22 protein-coding genes are annotated in these 20,981 nt (G+C 66.3%); 3 read left to right on the plus strand and 19 right to left on the minus strand.

What is annotated here, in order from left to right; genetic code table 11:
• Positions 1–8: 8 nt before the first annotated feature.
• Entirely contained in the window at positions 9–1,871 is a 1,863-nt protein-coding gene (gene mobH, locus GH681_RS03795) for a MobH family relaxase (RefSeq protein WP_003050081.1), read from the minus strand.
• A gap of 315 nt (positions 1,872–2,186) precedes the next feature.
• Here mobH and GH681_RS03800 point away from each other — a divergent pair, with 315 nt between their 5' ends.
• The 3 genes from GH681_RS03800 to GH681_RS03810 all read left to right on the plus strand — a co-directional run bounded on the left by GH681_RS03800 (position 2,187) and on the right by GH681_RS03810 (position 3,902).
• Positions 2,187–2,813 carry a hypothetical protein gene (locus tag GH681_RS03800; RefSeq protein ID WP_003050085.1) on the plus strand — a complete coding sequence of 209 codons (627 nt, stop codon included), beginning with the start codon at positions 2,187–2,189 and terminating at the stop codon, positions 2,811–2,813.
• 12 nt (positions 2,814–2,825) lie between these two features.
• Positions 2,826–3,458 carry an RES family NAD+ phosphorylase gene (locus GH681_RS03805; RefSeq protein ID WP_003050087.1) on the plus strand — a complete coding sequence of 211 codons (633 nt, stop codon included), beginning with the start codon at positions 2,826–2,828 and terminating at the stop codon, positions 3,456–3,458.
• A gap of 84 nt (positions 3,459–3,542) precedes the next feature.
• Positions 3,543–3,902 (plus strand): DUF3742 family protein, encoded by a 360-nt coding sequence (locus GH681_RS03810; protein ID WP_003050090.1) that lies wholly within the window; start codon positions 3,543–3,545, stop codon positions 3,900–3,902.
• Positions 3,903–3,908: 6 nt separating this feature from the next.
• On the opposite strand, the gene GH681_RS03815 is transcribed toward GH681_RS03810, so the two are convergent.
• The 18 genes from GH681_RS03815 to traD form a co-directional block, all read right to left on the minus strand.
• Entirely contained in the window at positions 3,909–5,432 is a 1,524-nt protein-coding gene (locus tag GH681_RS03815) for a conjugal transfer protein TraG N-terminal domain-containing protein (protein ID WP_087747801.1), read from the minus strand.
• Between the two features lie 15 nt (positions 5,433–5,447).
• The gene (locus GH681_RS03820) at positions 5,448–5,795 is read right to left on the minus strand and encodes a hypothetical protein (protein WP_003050094.1); all 348 of its coding nucleotides are present in this window, start codon (positions 5,793–5,795) and stop codon (positions 5,448–5,450) included.
• A complete protein-coding gene (locus GH681_RS03825) occupies positions 5,792–7,186 on the minus strand; it encodes an integrating conjugative element protein (protein ID WP_003050095.1) in 1,395 nt (464 codons plus the stop codon). The genes GH681_RS03820 and GH681_RS03825 overlap by 4 nt, the downstream gene beginning before the upstream one ends.
• Positions 7,187–7,196: 10 nt before the next feature.
• Positions 7,197–8,144 carry a TIGR03756 family integrating conjugative element protein gene (locus tag GH681_RS03830; protein WP_003050097.1) on the minus strand — a complete coding sequence of 316 codons (948 nt, stop codon included), beginning with the start codon at positions 8,142–8,144 and terminating at the stop codon, positions 7,197–7,199.
• The gene (locus GH681_RS03835) at positions 8,141–8,587 is read right to left on the minus strand and encodes a TIGR03757 family integrating conjugative element protein (protein ID WP_087747799.1); all 447 of its coding nucleotides are present in this window, start codon (positions 8,585–8,587) and stop codon (positions 8,141–8,143) included. The genes GH681_RS03830 and GH681_RS03835 overlap by 4 nt, the downstream gene beginning before the upstream one ends.
• A gap of 163 nt (positions 8,588–8,750) precedes the next feature.
• Positions 8,751–9,245, minus strand: coding sequence for a JAB domain-containing protein (locus tag GH681_RS03840; RefSeq protein ID WP_003050103.1), 495 nt, complete (start codon positions 9,243–9,245; stop codon positions 8,751–8,753).
• A gap of 176 nt (positions 9,246–9,421) precedes the next feature.
• On the minus strand, positions 9,422–10,186 hold the full coding sequence (locus tag GH681_RS03845) for a thioredoxin domain-containing protein (protein ID WP_003050104.1): 765 nt from the start codon (positions 10,184–10,186) through the stop codon (positions 9,422–9,424).
• 24 nt (positions 10,187–10,210) lie between these two features.
• Complete coding sequence (locus tag GH681_RS03850) at positions 10,211–13,093, minus strand: conjugative transfer ATPase (RefSeq protein WP_003050106.1); 2,883 nt, start codon at positions 13,091–13,093, stop codon at positions 10,211–10,213.
• Complete coding sequence (locus GH681_RS03855) at positions 13,093–13,542, minus strand: TIGR03751 family conjugal transfer lipoprotein (protein WP_003050109.1); 450 nt, start codon at positions 13,540–13,542, stop codon at positions 13,093–13,095. Before GH681_RS03855 ends, GH681_RS03850 begins: the two co-directional genes overlap by 1 nt.
• Positions 13,523–14,941: a TIGR03752 family integrating conjugative element protein gene (locus GH681_RS03860; RefSeq protein ID WP_047350884.1), complete on the minus strand. Its 1,419-nt coding sequence runs from the start codon at positions 14,939–14,941 to the stop codon at positions 13,523–13,525. Before GH681_RS03860 ends, GH681_RS03855 begins: the two co-directional genes overlap by 20 nt.
• Positions 14,931–15,845: a TIGR03749 family integrating conjugative element protein gene (locus tag GH681_RS03865; RefSeq protein WP_153160111.1), complete on the minus strand. Its 915-nt coding sequence runs from the start codon at positions 15,843–15,845 to the stop codon at positions 14,931–14,933. The genes GH681_RS03860 and GH681_RS03865 overlap by 11 nt, the downstream gene beginning before the upstream one ends.
• Positions 15,842–16,534: a PFL_4703 family integrating conjugative element protein gene (locus GH681_RS03870; RefSeq protein ID WP_003050116.1), complete on the minus strand. Its 693-nt coding sequence runs from the start codon at positions 16,532–16,534 to the stop codon at positions 15,842–15,844. The genes GH681_RS03865 and GH681_RS03870 overlap by 4 nt, the downstream gene beginning before the upstream one ends.
• Positions 16,531–16,929 (minus strand): TIGR03750 family conjugal transfer protein, encoded by a 399-nt coding sequence (locus GH681_RS03875; protein ID WP_003050133.1) that lies wholly within the window; start codon positions 16,927–16,929, stop codon positions 16,531–16,533. The genes GH681_RS03870 and GH681_RS03875 overlap by 4 nt, the downstream gene beginning before the upstream one ends.
• An 11-nt stretch (positions 16,930–16,940) precedes the next feature.
• Complete coding sequence (locus tag GH681_RS03880; RefSeq protein ID WP_020307818.1) at positions 16,941–17,300, minus strand: TIGR03745 family integrating conjugative element membrane protein; 360 nt, start codon at positions 17,298–17,300, stop codon at positions 16,941–16,943.
• Between the two features lie 16 nt (positions 17,301–17,316).
• Entirely contained in the window at positions 17,317–17,550 is a 234-nt protein-coding gene (locus GH681_RS03885) for a TIGR03758 family integrating conjugative element protein (RefSeq protein WP_003050225.1), read from the minus strand.
• Positions 17,547–17,930 carry an RAQPRD family integrative conjugative element protein gene (locus GH681_RS03890; RefSeq protein WP_003050229.1) on the minus strand — a complete coding sequence of 128 codons (384 nt, stop codon included), beginning with the start codon at positions 17,928–17,930 and terminating at the stop codon, positions 17,547–17,549. Before GH681_RS03890 ends, GH681_RS03885 begins: the two co-directional genes overlap by 4 nt.
• Before the next feature lie 98 nt (positions 17,931–18,028).
• Entirely contained in the window at positions 18,029–18,790 is a 762-nt protein-coding gene (locus tag GH681_RS03895) for a TIGR03747 family integrating conjugative element membrane protein (RefSeq protein WP_013520779.1), read from the minus strand.
• Positions 18,787–20,979 carry a type IV conjugative transfer system coupling protein TraD gene (gene traD / locus GH681_RS03900; protein ID WP_013520778.1) on the minus strand — a complete coding sequence of 731 codons (2,193 nt, stop codon included), beginning with the start codon at positions 20,977–20,979 and terminating at the stop codon, positions 18,787–18,789. Before traD ends, GH681_RS03895 begins: the two co-directional genes overlap by 4 nt.
• Between the last annotated feature and the right edge of the window lie 2 nt (positions 20,980–20,981).

Raw genomic sequence — 20,981 nt, forward strand, 5'->3', positions numbered from 1 at the left:
CTCCATGCTCAAATCTCTTGCGTAACTCTGAGATAAGGATTGTTGGGTGGTACTGCATCGAACAACCAATTCGCATCGATCAGCAAATACCCATGCAGCTTCCGGGACTTGCGCGGCCCGGTGACTTCACAGATCCAGATGTTCAAGCCGCTGTCGTGCTTTCGATGCAACCCCAGTTTCTCAAAGCGCTTCTGCACCCACTGCCAATCCGGCATCTTGTCCTGCCGTGCCAGCGTGCCGACATGAGGGTGCTCCTGGACGTAGCGCTGGAACACACCTGGGCTGACCAAGTAGGCCGTGTCATTCACGGAATGCACGAGCGCTTTTGCGTCGTTGATGATGAGCCGGCGCGAAGCAATTCCCTGTTTCAGCCACATCATGAAATGTTCGCCTGACGGGGGCGCTGCTGTTAGGGGTGGTTTAGCAGTAGATGGTGGTGGCGAAGGAAGCACTGCGGCAGTCGCTGGCATAGGAGTGCTGGGGTCTGCGGGGTAGCTTCTCTGTGCAACCGGCTCCACATCCTGCTCGGCACCAGGCGAGCCGCTCGTGCTCACCATTGCCAGCATGTCCTCCATGACATCGGACACGGGCTGGGCCTTAGGCGGTGAGGCGGTGACGGTACTACTGCCTTCCCAAGATGGAAGTTTCTGACCGTTCGGGGCTGCCTTCGCCATGGCCGCAGGCGGCATTTTCGGCGCCTCGGCGTCGTTTTCGGCGACTGCCGCGTCGATCGCTACCGTGCCTGCAAAAGGCGTCGGTCGCTCGCCAGATTCCCAGATCAGCGCAGGAGCGAGGCGCAACAGGGTGAACGAGTGGGACCAGCCGGTGGAACTGGTTATGGTCGCGCGCCAAATAGCCTTGCCGTCGGGCGCCGGCTGCAACATGCCGTGATCCTGGAGGACGTTGAACACCGCGGTGTTGTTCGCAGGGATGCCATCGACGCCTTGGGACAGCAGGTGCGCACGCAGTTTGTCCGAGACCGTTTTGCTCACCAGCCACAGGGCATCGTCGGTGAGCCAGCCATCGGAGGCTTCCGGCTGGTTCAGTTTCAACTGTTCCTTGAGCAGGTAGCGCAACCCGTCGAGCAGCTTGCGCTGCAGCGCGTGCTTGGGCGCAGCCATGGCGCGGGCCGGATCGCCGCCCAGCTCCTGGGCCACCGAGGCCCGGTCTGCCTGCACGACAAGTTCGCCCAGTACGCCGGCGTGCTCGTACTGCCCGGCCAGGACGTAGAGCAGTGGTGCCCACAGGGACGGATAGCCGCTGAGCCAGTCCAGGGCCTCACGGTCGAGCAGTTGGTGGTAGAGCAAACCTGTCGCGGCGCTGTGCAGGCGGTACTCGCGATCGTCGCGGTAGCGGAATCGGTATGGCTGGCGCAGCGGGCCGTGCCAAGGGTGCCAGATGCTGCCGTCGGCCAGCTCGACGTGCAGATCGACGGCGATCTTGCCGATGTCGTGCAGCAGCGCGGCGTAGGCGACGGCGGCGGTCCAGGCTTCGGACTGTGCCGCTTGGTCTTCGGGGCTGGCGCCGATGGGCAGCAGATGGGACTGCCGCAGTTTCAGACTGTAGGCGACGATTTCGAGGCCGTGGTCGAGCATGCCGCCCAGATAGGCATGGTGATGCGCCTCGGAGGCCGGGAAGGCCTGGACCAGCTCGGCGTAGCGTTCCAGGGGCGCTCGGTACAGCGTGGCGAATTGCCTGCGCGACAGCGAGGTGCGCTGCCAAATGTGCTCCAGCAGCTTCTGCCGGCGCGGGGTGGCCAGCAGCGATGCGGCCGACTCGGGCCGCATCAACCCTTTCGGGAGGACGGTGGCGGGTGCTGGCGGTGGCGCGCCGGCGACCGGGGGCCGTTTTCGCTGGAACAGGGAGAGCATGCGGGTGTCCTGTGGCGGGCCGACCGGGAGGCCTTTTTGCCTTTTCGAGGTAGGGCCTTTCCCCTTGCACCCCATTCCCTTGCCGTTTCGGCCCTTTGGCCTTTAACCGTTTCGGTATAGCGGGGCCTGGGTTGCGGTTCCAGCGTCAATGTGGAACCCGCACGAATGGATTGCGCGGCGACCAGCCGCTGGCCTCGGCCTATGCTGCGGAGACGCTGTTTTCGCCAGGTAGGTTGCTCTCTAGGCGTCAAAGTTGACAAATGCGACAAAGGCGACTAGAGTAAGTCCTGTCTCAAACCTACCTGGGAGATGACCATGCCCACCGCCATTGAATTCATTGCCGACCGTCTGCCGCGTGTCACCGTGGAGGATGTGCGCCGCTTCGCGGATACCGTCGAAATCCGGGATGCGCCGGCTTTCGCGGCCGAGTTGCAGGCGTTCATTCACGAGCGCGTGGAGGCGGTAAAGCTGCCAGCCAACCTCGAAGGTGAAACGGTGGAGCACGCCTTGAAGCGTAAGACGGCTGCGCTGCGCGCTGAGACGCGCTGGGCGCCGACTGAAACCGACGTCCAGCGAGGCCGCGCCGTGCTGCTGGAAACCTTCAACCAGCCGCACAACCTGCCGCCCGCGGAGTACGCCAAGCTGGCGGACAAGTCGCGCCAGCAGATCTACAAGGACATCCTCGCCCGTCGGCTGCTGGCGCTGAACGTGGGGCCGCGAGGCCAGAAACTGCCCGACTGGCAGCTCGACCCGGTGAAGCAGCAGTTGACCCAAACCGTGCTTCAGGAGGTCGAGGGCATCGACCCTTGGACGATCTACCGCGCACTGTCCGAACCGCTCGAAGGCTTGGGCGGCCGCTCGCCAGTGGATGCGGTGACGCATGGCACGATCGACGACGTGGCCGAGGCCGTGTTCAACGTGCTGGGCGTTCAGGTGCATTGAAGCGAGATCGCCATGAGCCACGAGCTGCCTTCGTTCCTGATCGATGCCGGTGAGCTGCTCCAGCATGTGAGCCGCGTCGTCTATCGGGGCAGCCCGCTGTACTATGGCCGCAGCAGCACCAATCGCTACGATGACCCGGCCCAGGCCTACGGGGTGCTCTACCTGGGGCGCGACCTGCCCACGGCGCTGATGGAGTCGGTGTTTCATAAGCACCAGTGGCTTGCGGACACGAAGCGCTCGATCGCGCTGAAAGAAGTCCAGAGCCGGATGGTGCGCGCAGTGGGCGTGATGGACGACGTGCTTCTGGCCGACCTCACGGCGCCGGGCGTCATGGCGGGCTACTTCGGCCTGAACCTGGAGCAGTTGGCCAGCCGCGACTACACGCACACGCAGCAGGTGTCGGCCCAGGTGCATGCGATGCTTGGAGATGACGGCCAGGTGCTGTTCGACGGGGTGCTCTATCCGTCGCGCAACAACTATCCCGCCAAGAGCATCGCGCTGTTCGAGCGTGCCAGCGCGAAGGTCAGTGTCATCGAGGACATCGATCTCGTTGACCATGTGGACTGGCCGCGTTTCGTTGCTACATACCGCATCGGCGTGGAGCCCGACCCTGGCCCGTTGGAACCGGATGACGAAGCGTCCTGAAGCAGCAAGAGAACACATTGAAGCCCTAAACAGAATGAAATGGACCAAACTGAAATAGGCATCCCTCAGCAGTAGGAGACGACCATGAACACCACGACTCGCACCAGCACCGCAGAACGCCTCGGCCGCGCCTTTGGCCGCGGATGGCGTGCCTACGCGCGCTGTGAACGGCGGGCGTCGAACTGGTTGGTTTCCAAGGGCATGCCGACGGCTGGAGCCACCGCGCTCGTGTGGATGGTTAAGCTGGCTGCGCTCGGGGTGCTGCTGTACACCACCTTCTGGCTGGCCCTGGTGATGGTGTGCGTCATGGTGGTTGCCTGGATGGCCCGCAACACCGACTTGGGCGAGGAGTTGCCCGAGCCAGAGTGGCGAAACGGACCAGCAGGATTCGGCCTATACACCTACGACGGTTTCCGCATTGATCCTCATGTCGAGGACGACTAGCAGCGATCACTTCTTCGACACTGCATTGATCGCAATGCTTCCTCCCCTTCCGCCAGCAGCCTTGGCATCTCCGGTGGCTCCTGCGAGGCCTTGCAACACGTTGCCGGCACGAACGCCCGCCCAAGCCAAGGCCATGATCCAGAACGTAGGCAGTACGATGAACATCGTGCCCGTGACAAACATCAGGAGCATGTCTCCGAAGGCGTTGTTCAGCCCCACCAGCGGGTCGAAGTTGGTGTGCGGCCGATTCCAGCCGAACCCCCAGCCATAGAGCGCATCCAGGATCGTCGAATCGATCCAGCGCGCAAGCTGAAACCAGAAGTCCGTGAAGAAGAGCGCGAACTGCACGACGCTGACGGTAACGACCGTCTTCAGATCGTAGGTGCCTACGACCAGCACAAGCGGGATGCAGATGACCAGCGCCATCTTGAGCAAGGCGAGGACCATGGGCAGAGACTGTCTCACGACGTCCATGGCGGGAAACGCGGCAATCGCGCCGACGGCCATCCCAACGTCTCCCGTGGCCCGCGTCACGATGTTCGGCAAGGTCTTGTCGATCTGGCCGCCATAGTCCGTATAGACGCTACCCTGGTTCAATTTCTGTTGCCGCGGTGACGCGATGGCGCGGATCACCGAGTCGTCCACCTCGGCCCTGCTCAGGAACCCGGCCCAGCCTGCCAGGCGATTCAACAGGTTCGGGTCCACCTGTCCCAGCAGGCGTGCCCGCAGGCCATTGCCGCCATCGGCCCACCACTGCCTGCAGGTCGGGTAGCCGCCACCGCTGCCCACCTGTGCAAGCCCCGCATCGCGGGTGCTGTCGTAGGGCCAGTCGTCGCGCGGCGTGCTTGAGCGGTAGGTGTCGTAGTAGCCGCCCGTGCCCGTGAAAAACCTCGACCCTATCCAGGTCACGTCGTGCATCTGCTGCTCATCAAGCTGAGGGCGCTGCATGAACAATTTGGCCCGCGCAGGCCCATAGCAATCCCGCGAGAAATCCGCTACTTCCTGAGCCAGTACCGGGTCGTCAATGCGGGTCGCGTCGATCTCCATGCGCATCTGCCGCAGGTCCGTGCCGCATGGGATCGCCGCCACCGAGGCGCTCGTGACGGCGCGCGAGAGCGCGTGCATGAAAGCCCACCAGACCGGCACCTTCGCCGACTGGTTGTTGATGGTGCTGAAGGACTGCGACCAGCCGGTATCCGTGGGCTGCGGCACGCTGACCTGGCACTGGGCCGAGCGCGAGCTGTCGTACTGGATGGTGTTGAGGTCCACGTCGATGAACGGGATGCCAGCGAACATCACCACCACGATGGCGACGAAGACCCGGTTCTCGATGCGCGCAGCCGAGAGCACGCCCTTGTTGCCTTCGTCGGCACCTTCCGCACGGGCCTTCAACCACTCCTGCACGATGATGGCGACGAACGGCAGCGCGAATACTCCGCTCGACACCAGCACCGCCCAGATGCCGTTGTTGACGATCCAGGACACCAGCGTCAGGTAGTACTCCAGGTAGTCGGTCGTAAAAAGCGTCATGGCGCGGCTCCCTCTTCAGCTCTGCATCAGCAGGCTGGCTTCCAGCGCCACGATGGCGACGACGCCGGCGATCTCGCTGCGCACCAGGCGTCGCCGCGCTTGCGCGTCTTCCTCGCGGGCCAGCAGCCGGCGGCGCATCCAGACCCAGCCATAGACCGTCGCGCCGTACAGGCACAGCCGCCACACCAGGAAGTAGCCCGCGCTGGCAGCCAGCCACCGCTCCCAGCCGGCAACGCTGCCGACGAGGTAGATGCCGACGAGATTGGCGCCCACGGCCGCGGCGATGATGACCACCGCCAGGAGCAGCGCCTTTGCCGCGCGCCGGCTGAAAAGCCAGCGCGGGCGCAGCCAGGCCGCGTTCATGGCGTGCCTCCCGGGTTGCCCCGCTGCAACCGATCGAGGCGGTCGGGCACCGGGTCGCCTTCGTAGATGCCGCGCGAGCCGGCCGCGCGCGTCCCGTGGCGCTGGATGATGGCCATGGGCGAGTTGTTCGCCAGTTCGCGCCGCAGTTCAAGTTCGGTCTTGAGGTTGCGGATCTCCTGATCGAGCGTGTCGCTCTCGTGGTTCACGGCCTCGACCGCCAACTGGTTGGCCGCCACGTTGGGTTCCTTCTTGCCGGTCAGCAGGGTCCGCTGGAGCAGCAATGCCTTCTCCAGCACGGACGACAACGCGACCTCGGACGCGAGACGTCGCGCCAGCAGGTCTTGGTCTGGCTCGTCGCGCAGCGCCTCGATGACGCCGCGTGTAATGGGCAGCGAGGTGCTGCCGGCTGCATGCAGGTTCTCGAACGTCGTGTTGCGCGTCCCAGAGACCAGTTCCTGCAAGGCCTCCAGCTTGGTCTCGTACTCCTCCTGGATCAGCGGCGTCAGCCCGACGCCAGGCACGGTCTCGGTCTTGGTGCAGGAATCACACGTGCGCTGTACCTGTTCCCCGAGAACCCGCGTCGCCCATTCGGTCGCCTGCTGCGGCGACGTCCAGGTCTGGCAGGACAGGCTCGCGCAACTGGCGGGCGCGATGGAGGACGTGTCAGTCACGCTGCGCCCGTTGACCAGGTTGTAGCCCGCCCGCGTCACGTCACCGACCACCCGGATGGCCGACTGGCCCGCGCCGCCGGCATTGCTGCCGCCCACCCAGGGCACGCCGTCGTTGCCGCGGCGCGTCTCGGCCTGCTCGATCGCCGATACGGCATCCGTGCTCGACACCGCATCGCGCAGCGCCATGCCTTCCGCCATCTGGCTCCATCCGAGCTGGCCGCCCGCCGTCTCGGCCATCTTCTCGGCCATCGCGCGACACGTCAGCTTGGAGCGGTCGAAATCCAGCCTCGCCTGCAGCACACCATTGGTCAGCAGGTTGTACAGCCCCGGATCGGCACGCTGGATGATCAGCGCCGGCAGCGATGCCACGGCACTGGTCGCGCTCTGGATCACGTTGCTCATGATCTGCTGGAACCCATTCGTGATCCCATTGAGCTGATTGCGCAGCGTGGTCTGGATGCTCATGTCGCCGCAGATGAGGTTGCTGTTCCAACCCAGGCCGACCCCGATCGAACGCATGCCAGCGGCGCGGCCCATGGACACCGCACTGCCACCGCCGATCGAGTACATGACCTCATCGCCGATGACGGGGCCGCTGGTCTGGAAGCCGGCCTGCGCCCACGCGAGGCCACAGACCAGGGCGAGCGCGCCGGCTAGCGCCGTGGGGCGCAGCGGGCGGCGAACCTTGGCGGATGGGTTCATCAGTTCAGGACGCTTCATCGCCGTACCCTCAATAGAAATCGACGCTGCCGAGGAACACCTGGCCCCGGCGTTCGCAGCACGCATAGGGCCGCCACAACGCCCAGGCGTAGTCGCCTTGTTGGGCCTGTGTCAGGAAGCCGTTGCGCGGGAAGACCGTGCAGGACGAGGACAGGACGGGCGTGAGTTCCTGCCACTTGCCGGTCGAGGCATCGCCCTCCATCAGCGCGCCGGCCGGCCAGTAGCCATCGCGGGAGTTGGCGAGCAGCGGCTGATAGACGTGGATCTGCCCGCGGCGCGTGACCACATCGCCGGCCCGTTGGGCCACCACGGCACCGGCCTTGTGGTCGTCCGTCTGGTGCAGGAAGCCGCCGCGCGGATAGACGTTGCCCCAGAGGTTCAGGGTCGAGCGCGCGCCGACCTCGCGCATGCCCGGGATCAATGCCTCCGGGTACACCATCTCCGGTACGTTGTAGCGCCAGGCCGGCGTGTCCAGCGTACTGAGCAGGTACGGCATGAAGGCCGTGCCTGCGCCCTCGCAGAAATAGCCCGAGGACGAGACGAACTGGTTGAACACCTCGACGCCGGGGTGGCCGATGACGTCCGCGTTCTTGAACTTCGCGAGATTGTTTTCGTGATCTTCATTGGTGGTGCCGTCCCCGCCGGCCTGGGCCGAAGGGTTGGGCGTGCTCATGGCGCGCACTTCGACCCAGGGGTTCTCGCCGGTGTTCGAGTAGGACGAAACCACCGCATCGGGGATGTAGTGCCTGACCTTGACGGACGTGCGCACCGTGCAGCCGGTCCAGGTGCAGTAGAGCCAGTAGCAGATACCCACCACCCGGTACTCCAGGCAATCGGGCGAAGCCACTGAACCCACGATGGTCGCCGTGTTCAGGGCGTAGCTGCCCGTGGCGCTGAGCAGCAGCACGGAGGTGACGGCAGCCCGCATGCGGCGCAGAAGGTCGAATGAGCGGATCACGGTTCGGCCCTCCGGTGCTGTTCGATGCGCGCGATGGCGCGGGCCACGTCAGGCTCGCCATAGACCACGTAGCGCTGATCCACCACGACAGCCGGAATGGTGGTGATGCCCAGGCTCCATGCGTCGGCAACGCCCTGGTATGCGGTGGCGATGCGACGCTGGAGGTCAGCGCCCCCCTGGCTCAGCCGGCGCTTCACGATGGCTGTTGCCTGTCCGGGATCGGCGGGCAGCGCCGCAGAAAGCTCCGCTTCGATCCGGGGCGCTTCATCCAGCTCGATCAGCTGCTCGCCACCCATGGTCCTGACCGGGTGACGGCTGTCGGTGATGACCACCACATCGGCGGCGAAGCTGGCCGGGCTGAACACGGCCAGGGAAGCCGGCAGCGCAACGGCCAGGCCAAGGGTTCGCCAGCCCGATGCGAACCTGGATGAAGATGCTGGCATGTCGAGCGCCCCCAAGAGTTGTCAAGGGCCATAGTCAAACGCCGAACGCCATGCGGCCCCAACAAACAATGCGCATCGCGGACTGCCCGCATACCTGCTTGTCTTGCGCCAATGAAAAGCGGAGGCCGAAGCCTCCGCGTGGATCAAGGAGCCGGTGCCATTGCTACAGCAGGCCGGATTCCGCAAAGGAGAACGGGGCACCCTGGCCGACGATGATGTGGTCCAGTACCCGCACATCGATGAGCGCCAGCGCGGCTTGCAGTTGCTGGGTCAGCATGCGATCCGCGCTGGACGGCTCGGAGACGCCCGAAGGATGCTGGTGGGCGAAGACCACCGCGGCGGCATTCAACTCCAGCACACGCTGCACGACGACACGCGGATAGACCGAAGTCGCGTTGATCGTGCCCCTGAACAGCGGCTCGTAGGCCAGCACCTGGTGCAGGCTGTCCAGGAACACAGCGGCGAATATCTCATTGGGCTCAGCGACCAGTTTCAGACGCAGGTAGTCCCGTACAGCGGCCGGTTGGCTGAGGCACGGTCCAGCTTTGAAGACCCGTCTCTCCAGCAGCACGATGGCTTGCTGGATGATCCAGTCCTCGTGTTGGGCAGCGATGGCGGAAAGCGACTCCAGGCAGGAGTCATTGACGGCGAAAGACATGGCGAACCTCCAGACGGTGAGATCGGAGGGCACTCGCCCTGGGAGGGCAAGCCCTCCTGGGGAACGAACAAGGTGCATCCATCACCGCGGCAGCGGTGATCGTTCGCGGCCAGGATGCGAGGCGAACGGGGTTGTGGTCAGCGCAGCGGACTGCGCCGTAGCCTTGAAGACCGGGGCTACCTGGGCATGTCGCCGACGACGTCGGCAGGCATTTCCGATGTGGGTGTGGCGGCGGGATCGCCGGCCGCGAGCATGTCCATGGCCGACAGCAAGGCATCGCCCTCGATCGGGCCCTGCAGCAGGATCGCCTTGCCGGTTTCGCGATCGTGCAGCCGCAGCGACGGCGTGGCGGTCACGCCGCTGTTCGTGGCTTCCGCAGTTTGGGTACGAATCGCCGCGTCGGGCCGCTCGCTCGCAATGCACTGTTCGATGGCTGGCGTCAGGGCGGGGTGGCGCAGGTCTTCGGGCAAGCCCTGGCCGTCGCTGTGTGTGTGGACATAGACCCACTCGACAGCCTGCCAGAAGGCGGGATGGCCGCCGGCTTCGCCCGCGCATTCCACCAAGCGCGCTTCGGCGGACGCGGCCGGCTCATGCGCGGCCAACGGCAGGTGGTGCCATTGCAAGGCCACGTCCGCATTGCCGGCCACCCAACGCTTGAGGACAGGGAAATAGGACCGGCAGAACGGGCATTCGAGGTCCGCGTAGAGCGTCAGCGTGAAACGACCTGCCGGGTTGCCCATCTGCCAAGGAGGCCCGGCCACCTGCGTCTCGCTGACAGGCGCCGAGGTTTGGGGCGTGGACTCGCCTGGCGAACGGGACACGAGCCAGATCAGCAGCAGCGCAACCAGCACTGCGCCTAACGCCCATGGCCAGCGGGCCCGCCAGCGCCGACGGCGGAACGCCTGGACCTGCATCGGAATGGATGAGCGTTTCTGTTCCATGGCGTTCTCCGGTGCACGGCAGATTCAGGGCAGGGCCAGGGCCGGCGACTCGATGCCGCGTGCCCGGTCGATCTTCTCGGCCACCTTGAAGGCGGCATCCAACTCGCTGACGCCGTGCTGCTGCATGAGCTGGTAGCGCTCGGCCTTCTCTTCGGGTTCGGTCTGCGCGAGCGCGAGATACAGGCTCGGCGGCACGGCGCGGAAGAGCACCTCCATGCTCTTGGAGAGGATGACGCCCTCGGTGAACTTGCCCGCTTCCTTGCGTGCCGAAAGCATCAGCGCCTTCTGCGCCGGCGAGAGTTCGCGGAATCGTGCGATCTTCTCCACCTCGTCCGGCGGCATCGACAGGCAGATCCACCACTCGATCATGTTGAGCATGGGCTCTGCGGCGCGCGGCAGATCGTCGATGTTTTGCGTCGCCAGCCAGAACCAGGCGCCCAACTTGCGCCACATTTTTGTAATTTTCACGACATACGGCGCGAGCAGCGGGTTCTTCGTGATGATGTGGCCTTCGTCGGTCACGTTGATGATCGGGCGGCCGAGATACTGGTCACGCTCCGCGATGTTGTTCACCGTGCTGATGAGGCTGATGTACGCGATCGAGAGCTGCGCGTTGTAGCCCTCACGGGCATAGGTCGCGAGATCCACCAGCGTGATGTCGGCCTCGGGCCACGGCGTGCCGTCGCGGTCGAACATCTCGCCGTCCGTGCCTTGGCAGAACATGTCCATCGCGTCCGCCATCTCCAGCAGCCGCACGCGCCGCATCTCGGGCAACGTCGGGTCCTGGCCGCGGGTGCGCAGCGCATTGCGCACGTCGCGCGTGAGCACCGTGCGCTTCTCGGCCACGCAGTGCTCGGCGGCGTCGAGGATGCACTGGCGGATCAGCGAGCGGTCGGCGCGCGTCATCCTGGCTTCCTCCTTGTCCTCGCCGCCAGTGATCATCAGCCGCGCCGTGATCTCCAGTTCGCCCAGCACGTCGCGCTGTTCGTCCGCCTCCATGGCTGAGGCATCGGGTGGCAGGTCTTCGTCCAGCGCATCGGCATCGAGCGTTTGCACATCGCTGGGCGTTTCGATCAGCCGGCGCGCGTCGGCGAACGGCGCTAGGCTGATGCCCGATCCGGGGGCCAGCTTGACCCGATTCACGGTCAGGCCCAGGCGCCTGGCGAAGTCGCTGAACAAGCCGAAGCTATTGCCGGCTTCCACGATGAAGAGGCGCGGCCGATAAATGGCCGTGACCTGGTTCAGCAGATTGTTGAGCGTGGCCGATTTGCCGGAACCCGTCGGGCCGAACAGGAACAGGTGGGCGTTCATCTGCCGGTCCAGGCGATTGAGCGGATCGAAGGTGATCGGCCCGCCGCCGCGGTTGAACATCGTGATGCCTGGATGCCCCGTACCCTGGGCACGGCCCCACACCGGCGACAGGTTTGCCGCGTGCTGGGCGAACATCAGTTGCGTGTACCACCGGCGCCGATCCTTGCCGGGGTTGTAGCAGCACGGCAGCCAGCGCAGGTAGCTGTTGAGCGGCGCCACCTCATCATCCTCTCGCACCGGCTGCAAACCAGCGTTGAGCATCACGTTCGCCAGGTCCAGGCCGCGCCGATCCAGTTCCGCCTCGTCGCGCCCGCGCAGGTAGAACGCCAGCGTGCCCCGGTAGAGCTTGTGCGCGCTGCCGATCAGCGAGCGGGCTTCATGCACGTCCTTGAGCGTCTGCTCCGACGCCAGCGTCTCGCCCACGGCCTTCTTCGCCAGGTGGTTCAGATCCGATTCCAGGACATCCTGGGGCGTGGCAACCATCGTGAGACAAAGCAAGGTGTCTTCCGGCATCTGGTCGAACAGCGTGTTGATCGCATCGCCCTTGCGGGTCTCGCCGGTTAGATGTCCCGTGCCGGGCGGCATGCGCAGCCGGTCGGTGATCAGCACACGGTGCGGCATGCCGTCGAAGTACCAGGTGCCGTGCTCCACGTCGGAGCGTGGCTGGCCGAAGAACAGCCGCTGGCTGAAATCCCGCCCGCTCGCCAGTTCGATCTCGCCGGCCTCAGTCTCGTCCGGGTAGCGCGCCAGTGCGTAGAAGCGCTCCCGGTCCTCTGTACTGGGCCCGAGCATCGCGGGGCGCGGATTGAGCCACCGCAGCAGCCAGTCGTGGACGTCGGCTGCGACCATGCGCCGTGCCTGGATGCCGGCGTTCGCCAGCCCGCCACACAGGCGGTCGCAGACGATGTTCAGCATCTGCTCGGGCGTCTGGCCGCGGCGGCTTGCCTGCCCGGTGGCACGTCGATAGACCACCATGCGCACGCGCCGCGTCTGCCCGCGCCAGCGCAGCCGCGTGACCACCGTGTCCTCGAACAGGCCGCCGGGCTTGGCCACCGCACGCAGATGGTGGCCGAAGAAGCGCAGGTAGAACTCGGTGAACGCTGTCCCGCGGGCACGTGGCTGCACGTAGTCACGCAGGGTCTGCATGTACTGGTCGAAACTCGGCTCGTCCTGGGCATAGAGCTGGAGCACCCAGGGGTTCTCGTCCAGCTCATCGAAGCTGTCCTGCAGCGCGTTCTCCAAGGCGTCGCGGGCGTGGGCAAGCCAGCCCGGTTCCCGGCCCTCGGTCCCCAGCGGCACCAGCTCGAAGAAGGCCGCCACCGATTGGCCGTCCTCCAGCAACATGGACCTTGACTCGGGCAAGAACTCGACCCAGGGCAGCAGTTCCACGAAGGACGGTGCGACCTCGTACAGCGCCTGCTCGTCGGCCTCCGTCGCCGGTTTGCGGCCCCGGACTGCCGAGCCGGGTTCGGGGATGCCGGCTTGGCGCAAGGCCTCAATGTGGCGCTGCCAGCCGTCCGGCTGCTCGTCATCACCAGCGCCGGATGCGGCCAGCTTCAGCGCGGCCGGCTTAGGCCAGGGAAGTTTCCAGCGCATCAGTAGTCCTCCACGCGCTCACCCGGCATCGCGTACTGAATGCGCTGGTACAGCGGGAAGACGGTCGTGTAGCCGGGCACCGGCACGGGATCGGTGCCGGCCAGGTGCGGGTACACGTACATCACGAGATCGGGATTGGGCAGGCGCTGGAACTGGCGATGGACCTCGTTGCGCGCGGTGCGCGTGTAGCGCATCTGCTCGGCAGGTGCGGCCTGCATATCGGCGTCGGTCAGCGGCCGACGCAGGCTCTGGCGCGCATCGAGCAGTTGGCCGCCGGCGTTCCGTCCGGCTGCGCCACCGCCGTCCCCGGCCTCCTGCTGCCAGATGTCCATCATCGTGCGGTCACCGTGGGTCAGCAGCTTTTCCTTGCTGGTGGCGCAGCCGGCGAGCGCCGCGACGGCGAGGACCAGCGCCAGGCCACGGGCCAAGCTATTCAAGTTCGAGAGCATGGCTTTCTCCTGTGCGGTGATCGACCTTGCGGCCTTCGGGATCGAAGTCGATGGCGAGCGGCTTTTCGAGGTGGACGGCGACCTTCGCGCCGGGCTGGACATAGACGGCGGCGAACGCTTGGCCGTAGAGCTTGTTGACCCAGGCCGACATGTCCCGCACGCCGCCCGCCAGAATCTGGCCGACCGCCTCCTGGCCGCTGATGCCCACGGTGCCGATGGAGCCGTCCGAGCCGACATAGGACATGCGGCCGCTGTCGCTCTCGATGAGCGAGGCCACGCCGGCACCGGCCGCGGTGATCAGGGCCTGCGAGCCGAGGTACTGCTGGGCGTTGCTGCGCCGCTCGCCGCTGACGCAAGGAATGCCGTGGGGATCGCTGATCCAGCCCAAGCCATCGCGCTGCTGGTTGTTCTGCTGGTTTCCTTCGCGGTCTTCGGGGATCGTGCGAATCGTGCCGTCGTTGAAGACGAACGTGATGCTGCGCACCTGGCCGCGCACGCAAGAAAGCGTCCAGTCGCCCGAGGCGGTGCCGCTGAACACGGCGCCGGCCACATCGGGAATGTCGATGCCGTTCGCCGTGAGGTTGTCCGGCCCCACCAGCACCTTGAAGGGGTACGGGTCGTTGACGGTGCCGTCGATCGGCACACGCCCGATCAGCGCTGTCATCGCCACCGAGCCCATGAGCGTGGAGTTCGTGGGGACGGTATAGACGGGCTTTGCGGTCTTGACGCCCGCGGCGCGTGCCCCGGCGTTCGCCACGGTTTCCGCCGTGGTTTGCAACGTGCTCTGCTCGGGGCCGAAGCTCGTCGGGAAGCTCATGCCGCCAGCCGTGCCGCGCCCCCTGTTGCGTCCCTCGGCAGGCTTCGCGTCATCCGGTTCAACCCAGCGCATGCCGCCTTCCATCCCGGCCTCGTCGCCCCCCTGCAGCCCCAGGCCCACGGGCAGATCGGCATGGCTGCCACCGCGCCCACCAATGCTGTCCAGGCGCCGCTGCAGGTCAGCGAGCAGCCCCTCGGTCTGCTGGCGCTCGCTGGCCGCCTGCTGCTGGTCGCGCCGCAGGTTGGAGCGTTCGGACTCCAGCGCAGAGTTGATGCGCTGGTCGATCGAGTTCTCGCGCTGACGCAGCCGCTGGTTTTCCTCACGCTGGGATTTGTTGTCCGAGAGCGCGGTCTGAAGCTCGGTGCGCAACTGCTTCACTTGGGCAACGAGCGTCGCCACGGTGTCGCGCGGGGTATCCCCCTCGATGCCCAACGCTTTCATTTCCGCAGGCGTGAGCTTGGCGCCGGCATCCGCGGCCGGTGGTGCCGAAGTGCTGCCACCCGAGAACAGCCGGATGGCGACGAACAGCACCAGCAAGGCAACCGGGATCATCAGCCACTTCAGGAGTCCATTACTGCGCATCGGGGGCCTCCTTGGCGTCCGTGGGCCTGTCTTTCGGCAGCGGGAGATGTGCGGCGGGGTCGAAGCGGTGGATCGCGGGCAGCAGCGACTGCGCAAGGCCGCGACCGCGCGTCACCAGGTACAGGACGGTCGTGTCCTCGGGTGTTCCGCGCGGGCCAAGCGCCTCATGTTGGAAGGTGGCGGTGAGGAAGTCGCCTTGCAGCACGCGCGGGTCGAGCGCGACCCAGTCGGCGCCGGTGTTGGTGAGGCGCACGGCAGTCACCCATTGGTCTTCCAGGCGCCACGACGCGAGCGCGACCGCGCGCACCGGCAGCGTTGGCATCAGTGTGTCCAGGTCGAGGTCGCGGGGCAGGTTGGCCCGCATGACGCCCGGAAGCGGCTCGACGGTGCGCAGCGGTGCGTAGAGGTTCTGCGCGGCGAAGCGCGTCAGCACGACAGGGACCGGAGTTTCGCGCCGCGCGGTCCGCGCACCTGCCTGGCCCTGGGCGCGTGCCGGGGCCTCGGCACTGTCGGCTTGCTCGCCATAGCGTCCCGGTGCGCTGTCACCCTCGACGATGCGCACCGGCTCCAGCTCGGCTTCCCCGTCCTTGGGCGGTTCAGCTGCGATGTCCAGCAGGATCAGCGCGCCCGTGTCGGCGTCCTGCAGTTGCAACCGCGTGGGCTCGATCGGCTCGCTGGCGCGCAGGTACACCGCGCCGCCCGCACTCTGCACGCGCAGGCGTTCGCCCACGCCCGCGGGCACGCCCACGCGCACGTTCCGGTTGATGAACACGATGCGTTCCTGACCGACCTTCAGCGGCACTGCCAGTGGCATGCGTTCCCAACGCAGGATCTCCACCGCCTGGGCGACGGGTGCCGCGGCCACGGCCAGTAGCCCCAGCAGCGCGAGTACAGGATGCTTCATGGGGTGTTTCCTCCTTGAGGCGCTTGCGGAGAAAGGCCACTCGGCGCCGGGCGCGCCGGCTCCGGTGCACTGATGCGCTGGGGCGCGCCCTCATAGCAGTCCAGCGCCAGGCCGAACGGGTTGCGGGCGGGATCGACGTCCACCCGCGTGACCTTGATCGGATAGCGCACCAGGGCGCGTTTAACCTGCTCGGCGCCGTAGTACTCGTCCGCCGTGATGTCCAGCGTCACCACCCAGTCGCGATCGGATACGGTGCGCACGCGCGCCGTGGGGTCGTCGCCATAGCCGCGGCCGGGAATCTCGTAGATGCCGCGCACGCGCTGACGCAGCTCGCCCGTGGAGCGGCGGTAGTCATAGTCCGCCCGCAGGAAGGCCTGGCAGGACGGGGTGAGGTACGGCGAGAGCGTGTGGAGGTTGCGCGAGTAGTCTTCTTCGCCATTGGTCGGCCAGCGGTTCAGCGTCTGGAACACGTAGAACGTGAACGCATAGACCGATTCGGGCGGCACTTCCCACCACTTGCGGGTACTGCCAGAGCGCAGGTCGGGCGGGACGTGGATGGTCAGGTCGCGCGGCGCGCTCCACCAGCCGCCGCCCATGACCAGGGCGACGACGACCAGCGCGCCCGCGCCCAGCCGCAAGGTCTTGATGTGCGCCTGCAGGTGGGTAACCTCGTTTTTGAAGCGGCTCATCGCATGCTCCTGCGGGTGGACCAGAAGCCCGAGCGCGAGATCAGCACATGGCCACCGACCCAGCCAGCCATCAGCGGATGGCGCGTGGCGATGCGCCATTGCAGTTGCCGATACAGCCAGGTGTCGGGGCGCCCACGCTTGAGGCGGCGCAGGATGCCGCCGCCGATGAACACGCCCAAGGCCACGCCCAGGACGACGAACGTCGGCGCCAGCGCGATCGTGCGGAACACCCAGGACAGCGGCGCGCCGACCAGCAGGCCGGCGGCGCCGGACAGGCCGCAGCAGATCCACAGCTCGTCGGCGGTGAGGCCGCGCACGACAACGGGATGGCGGTTGAGCCGGTGCGGAAGGAAGGTGACCGTTCCGTCCGCACGGACGTGCTGCTGCTCGGACATACCGGCCTCGCTTACAGGATGCCGGTGGCTTCGGTGAGCAGCCAGATGCCGATCACGAGCAGCACGGCGCCGATGGCGACCGTGAGGCCGAACTGGCCCCAGGTCTTGCGGCCGGTGTGGATTTCCGCGTAGGTGCCGTAGGCGTGGTAGCACACGCCGATGAACATCGACGCCACCACCAACAGGGCCACGAGCATGATGATGTCGTAGCCGTAGTTGCGGATCGTCTCCATGATGCCGTTGCCGGTGCCGCGCGTCGGGTTCTCCAACTGCGGCAAGCCTTGCGCGAACGACAGCGCGGGCAGCGCGGCGGCGCCCAGGGCCACGGCGGCGCGCTGGGCAAAACGGGAAGTGAAGATGCGGTTGTGCATGGTCGGGCCTTTCAGGTCAGGACAGGAGGAAGAAACTCAGGACGAGGTACATCGCGACGAAGCGGATGCAGACGCCGAGGAACTGGCGCTGGTTGAGGCGGCTCTCGGACCACCCCACGTAGGCCGTTCGGATGGCCCAGACGCCCCACACGAGCAGGACCGCGAACACGACGCCGACCAGGACGGTCGCCATCGCGGAAGGCGCGATGCCGCTGTTGGCTTGAAATGCTGAGACCTGGGCGCCGTTCATGGCTTGCCCTCCGCAGTCGTCGCCGGCAGCGGCTCGGTCGCCCGCTCGGTGCGGTAGTCGCCGGCCAGTTCGGAGGGGTCGCGCGGCTGGGCGCGCGATGGCGTCAGATGGAACTGGATGCCGGCGCGAACACGCGCCAGGTCAGCCAGCAGCCGCGGGTAGTCGAAGTGGTAGCGCTCGCCCGGCTGGATGGGGGCATGCGCGGCGCTGTCCGCGACGGTGCGCTCCAGCGCGTCGAGCTGGCGCAGTGCGGCGACCAGCTCCTGGCGCTGCGCAGGGGACTCGGCCAAGGCCATCGGGGACTGACCCAGCAGGAGGGCCGTCACGAGAAGAGTGGGTACGCCGCGATGCGCGGCGCGCAGCCAGATCGAAGCCACCATCGCGCCATTCCTGTGTGATCAGCAATGGGGTGATCGTGGAGATCAGGGCTGTTTTAGGCCGCAAACAATAGGAACCTGCGGATGACCGGATTGATGGCTTAGAGGTACTTTTTGAAGCTGCCCGCGGTCAGGCTCACCGCGAGTCCCAGCAAGGCCGCGCTGGGCAGCAGAATCACCAGCGGATGCACCGAAATCGGCAGCGCGAGGTAGGTGACCCACGGCAGCACGGCTAGCGGCATCAACGAGGCTTTCGCACGGTGGTAGATGAAGCCCGATTCGCGGCCCGCGCCGAACCGGCGCACGTCGCGCCGCACCAGCCCGTCGATCAAGCCGACGAAGGCCGCGGTAAGGATCAGCGGTAGCGTGAGCACCAGGACCAGCAGGCGCACCAGGAACGTGAGCGTCGTGAAGGCTGCGGCGATCAGGTAGCTCTCGGCCCAGACATAGACCTGGCTGATGTAGTAGCGGAAGTTGCGCACGCCGTCCTGGCTCTTGCCCTGGCTGGGCGCACGGGCGCGCTCTGCGGTCTGGCTCGTGCGCTCCAGCAAGCCTGAGCGCACGAACACCCATTCGTAGCCGGTATCCACCAGTTGGTGTGCTGTACGCCCTGGCTCCTGCACGACCACGCTGCGCGTGAAGTGGTTCGACAGGTGCCCCAGCTCGTACTGCAGCATCTGCTGGGAATGCCGCCAGCCTTGATCCTTCCAGAACAAGTGCATGCCGACGCACTCCACCACGATCGAGAACAGCAGCGAGCCGATCAGCACCCCGAGCAGCCGGAACGGCAAGGTGATGGTGCCGACGATCAGGCCCTGGCGCTGGTTCTGCTCCCGTTGCGCGGTTGAGGCGGCATCCTTCATGGCGATGCCTCGTTGCCTGCGCTGTCCTCGGCGCCGGTGACCACCGCGCCAGGCTCGGCCGGAGCGGCGTCATCCAGCAGATCGTCGGGCAAGGACGCATCCTGCAAGGCCGGGGAACTGGTGAACTCCCACCACTGCGTGGCCTCGCTGTAGCTCCGGCGCATGTACCCCGCGAGTTGCTGCAAGTCCGCCGGCATCACTTCGTCCGGGTCCGGCGCCGGCAGCGGCATGCGCACCTTCCAAAGCTGGCCGCCCTGCAGCAGCGCGAAGCATTGGCCTTTGGGCAGGCCGACGACATGCGACGGCTCGATCATCGGTACGCTGGTGCTGCTGATCCGGTCCTGCGTGTTCGACGTGAAATCCGTCGCCCCACGGATGTCCGAGCTGTCGGTGGCGCCCGAGACGATGGTGGTCGTATAGACCTCGACCTTCGGCAACTGCCGGGTCAGCAGTTCGGCCGTGGCGGTCTCCCTGACCCTGAGCATGAACAGGTTGTTGAAATTTCCGATCACCTGGCCGGCCTTGGCCCGGTTGCCGATGCGGGCCTCGATGTCCGAGAGGGTCTGCGTGTACGCGGTAACCTGTAGCCCGGCACCACCGCCCTTGTTGATCAGCGGCACGAATTCGTCACCCATGAGTTCATTGAATTCGTCCGCATGGACATTGATCGGCACGCGCGCGCCGGCCGATGCACCCGGCAGGCCGTCGTCGATCCCGTGCTTGTAGATGTGGCCGGCGACCGACACGAGATCGCTGAACATCGAGTTGCCGACTGCGGCGGCGACCTCGGCGTCGGAGAGCGCATCCAGGCCCACATAGACGATGGCGCGCTTTCGGATGACCTGCATCCAATCGAAGATCGGACGTGGGTCGGCCAGGTCGGAGTAGTTCGGTGCCAGAAGCTGGGCGATCTTGCCGCTCGTGAGCTTCTCCAGCAGCGGCAGCAGCGATGCGACGATCTTGTCGAAATAGGTCTTGTCGTAGCGGACGGCACTGCGCAAGCCGTCGAGCACCGGGTCGTAGTTGCGCGCCTGGGAGAGGTACTGCTCCAGCGCCACGACGCGCTTCTCGCGCCCGATCATGTTCCTGGGGATGTTCTTCTCGTTGAGCTTGGCCTCGATCTGGACGATCACCTCCCAGGCCTTGGGCTCCGTCTTGGCGAAATAGTGCTGGGCGTACTCGATGAACAGCGCGTCGATGTTGATGACGTGGCGCTGGATCAGCATGTAGTCCGGGCGCTGCCCCAGTTCCACCAAGGCGCGCGCGATGATGTTGACGAACCGCCACGCGAACTCCCTGAAAGCGGCACTGTTGCCTTCGCCGGAGAGCTGCCCCGCGATGCGCGTCGCCACTTCCGAGATCCGGCCGAAGCGGCCCACGGCGTTGTAGCGGGCGCTGATTTCCGGCCAGCCCAGGTGGAAGATGTAGAACTCGCCTTCGCGGCCCGCGCGCTGGGCCTCGACGTACATCCGCTTCAAGAGATCGGCATCCCCCTTGGGGTCGATGACGATCACGACCTCGTGCTCGCCCGCGGCGTTCTTGCGGCGGATGTCCTGGGTGACGAACAACTCGGCGAGCCGCGTCTTGCCCACGCGCGTGGTGCCCAGCACCAGCGAATGCCCGACGCGCTCGCCCAGCGGCAGGCTGACATCCACCTCGTCGGGTTCGATGCCATGCAGCCGCGGCAGGCCGCCGACCGGCGGCAGCGGGCGCACCGGATTCATGGGCACGTCCCAGCCCGTGAGCGCGGGCAGCCGGGACAGCGGGAACGGCGCGAACTCCAGCCGTTCCTCCAGGCGCCTCGCCAGCCGGTAGGCCGGCGTCGGCTCCACGTACCGGCGAAACTCCGGCCGGTACGTCTGCATCAGCCTATGGGTGTGCTTCTGCTCCCAGAGGAACCCGCGCCCCACGAACAGCCGCTGCTGGCTGACCGGCACGTCCTTGCTCGTCATCACGTACCGCGGCAGGCGGCGGATGTTGCGCCGGTAGCGCAGGATGACGCGGGCATCGCGATAGCGGATTGCGCCGTAGGCGCCGAACGCCAGCGCGCTGCCGACGCCCATCGCTGGGCTCAGCGCGAGCGACCATGGGGCCACCAGGCACAGAAACGCGGCGCCTGCACACGCCGCGACGGTGTATAGCTCCACCGCTGGACGTAGCAGAACCTCGACCGGCTGTTTCCCCGACATGG

It is taken from the genome of Zoogloea sp. 1C4 (genome assembly GCF_009469605.1).
GTDB lineage: Bacteria > Pseudomonadota > Gammaproteobacteria > Burkholderiales > Rhodocyclaceae > Zoogloea > Zoogloea oryzae.

Coding starts and splice junctions, on each gene's coding strand:
- GH681_RS03865 (WP_153160111.1), bottom strand. CDS start 15,845: ATGAAGCATCCTGTACTCGCGCTGCTGGGGCTACTGGCCGTGGCCGCG.
- GH681_RS03880 (WP_020307818.1), bottom strand. CDS start 17,300: ATGCACAACCGCATCTTCACTTCCCGTTTTGCCCAGCGCGCCGCCGTG.
- GH681_RS03890 (WP_003050229.1), bottom strand. CDS start 17,930: ATGGTGGCTTCGATCTGGCTGCGCGCCGCGCATCGCGGCGTACCCACT.
- GH681_RS03805 (WP_003050087.1), top strand. CDS start 2,826: ATGAGCCACGAGCTGCCTTCGTTCCTGATCGATGCCGGTGAGCTGCTC.
- GH681_RS03895 (WP_013520779.1), bottom strand. CDS start 18,790: ATGAAGGATGCCGCCTCAACCGCGCAACGGGAGCAGAACCAGCGCCAG.
- mobH (WP_003050081.1), bottom strand. CDS start 1,871: ATGCTCTCCCTGTTCCAGCGAAAACGGCCCCCGGTCGCCGGCGCGCCA.
- GH681_RS03800 (WP_003050085.1), top strand. CDS start 2,187: ATGCCCACCGCCATTGAATTCATTGCCGACCGTCTGCCGCGTGTCACC.
- GH681_RS03875 (WP_003050133.1), bottom strand. CDS start 16,929: ATGTCCGAGCAGCAGCACGTCCGTGCGGACGGAACGGTCACCTTCCTT.
- GH681_RS03850 (WP_003050106.1), bottom strand. CDS start 13,093: ATGCGCTGGAAACTTCCCTGGCCTAAGCCGGCCGCGCTGAAGCTGGCC.
- GH681_RS03820 (WP_003050094.1), bottom strand. CDS start 5,795: ATGAACGCGGCCTGGCTGCGCCCGCGCTGGCTTTTCAGCCGGCGCGCG.
- traD (WP_013520778.1), bottom strand. CDS start 20,979: ATGTCGGGGAAACAGCCGGTCGAGGTTCTGCTACGTCCAGCGGTGGAG.
- GH681_RS03855 (WP_003050109.1), bottom strand. CDS start 13,542: ATGCTCTCGAACTTGAATAGCTTGGCCCGTGGCCTGGCGCTGGTCCTC.
- GH681_RS03885 (WP_003050225.1), bottom strand. CDS start 17,550: ATGAACGGCGCCCAGGTCTCAGCATTTCAAGCCAACAGCGGCATCGCG.
- GH681_RS03815 (WP_087747801.1), bottom strand. CDS start 5,432: ATGACGCTTTTTACGACCGACTACCTGGAGTACTACCTGACGCTGGTG.
- GH681_RS03835 (WP_087747799.1), bottom strand. CDS start 8,587: ATGCCAGCATCTTCATCCAGGTTCGCATCGGGCTGGCGAACCCTTGGC.
- GH681_RS03810 (WP_003050090.1), top strand. CDS start 3,543: ATGAACACCACGACTCGCACCAGCACCGCAGAACGCCTCGGCCGCGCC.
- GH681_RS03870 (WP_003050116.1), bottom strand. CDS start 16,534: ATGAGCCGCTTCAAAAACGAGGTTACCCACCTGCAGGCGCACATCAAG.
- GH681_RS03860 (WP_047350884.1), bottom strand. CDS start 14,941: ATGCGCAGTAATGGACTCCTGAAGTGGCTGATGATCCCGGTTGCCTTG.
- GH681_RS03845 (WP_003050104.1), bottom strand. CDS start 10,186: ATGGAACAGAAACGCTCATCCATTCCGATGCAGGTCCAGGCGTTCCGC.
- GH681_RS03825 (WP_003050095.1), bottom strand. CDS start 7,186: ATGAAGCGTCCTGAACTGATGAACCCATCCGCCAAGGTTCGCCGCCCG.
- GH681_RS03840 (WP_003050103.1), bottom strand. CDS start 9,245: ATGTCTTTCGCCGTCAATGACTCCTGCCTGGAGTCGCTTTCCGCCATC.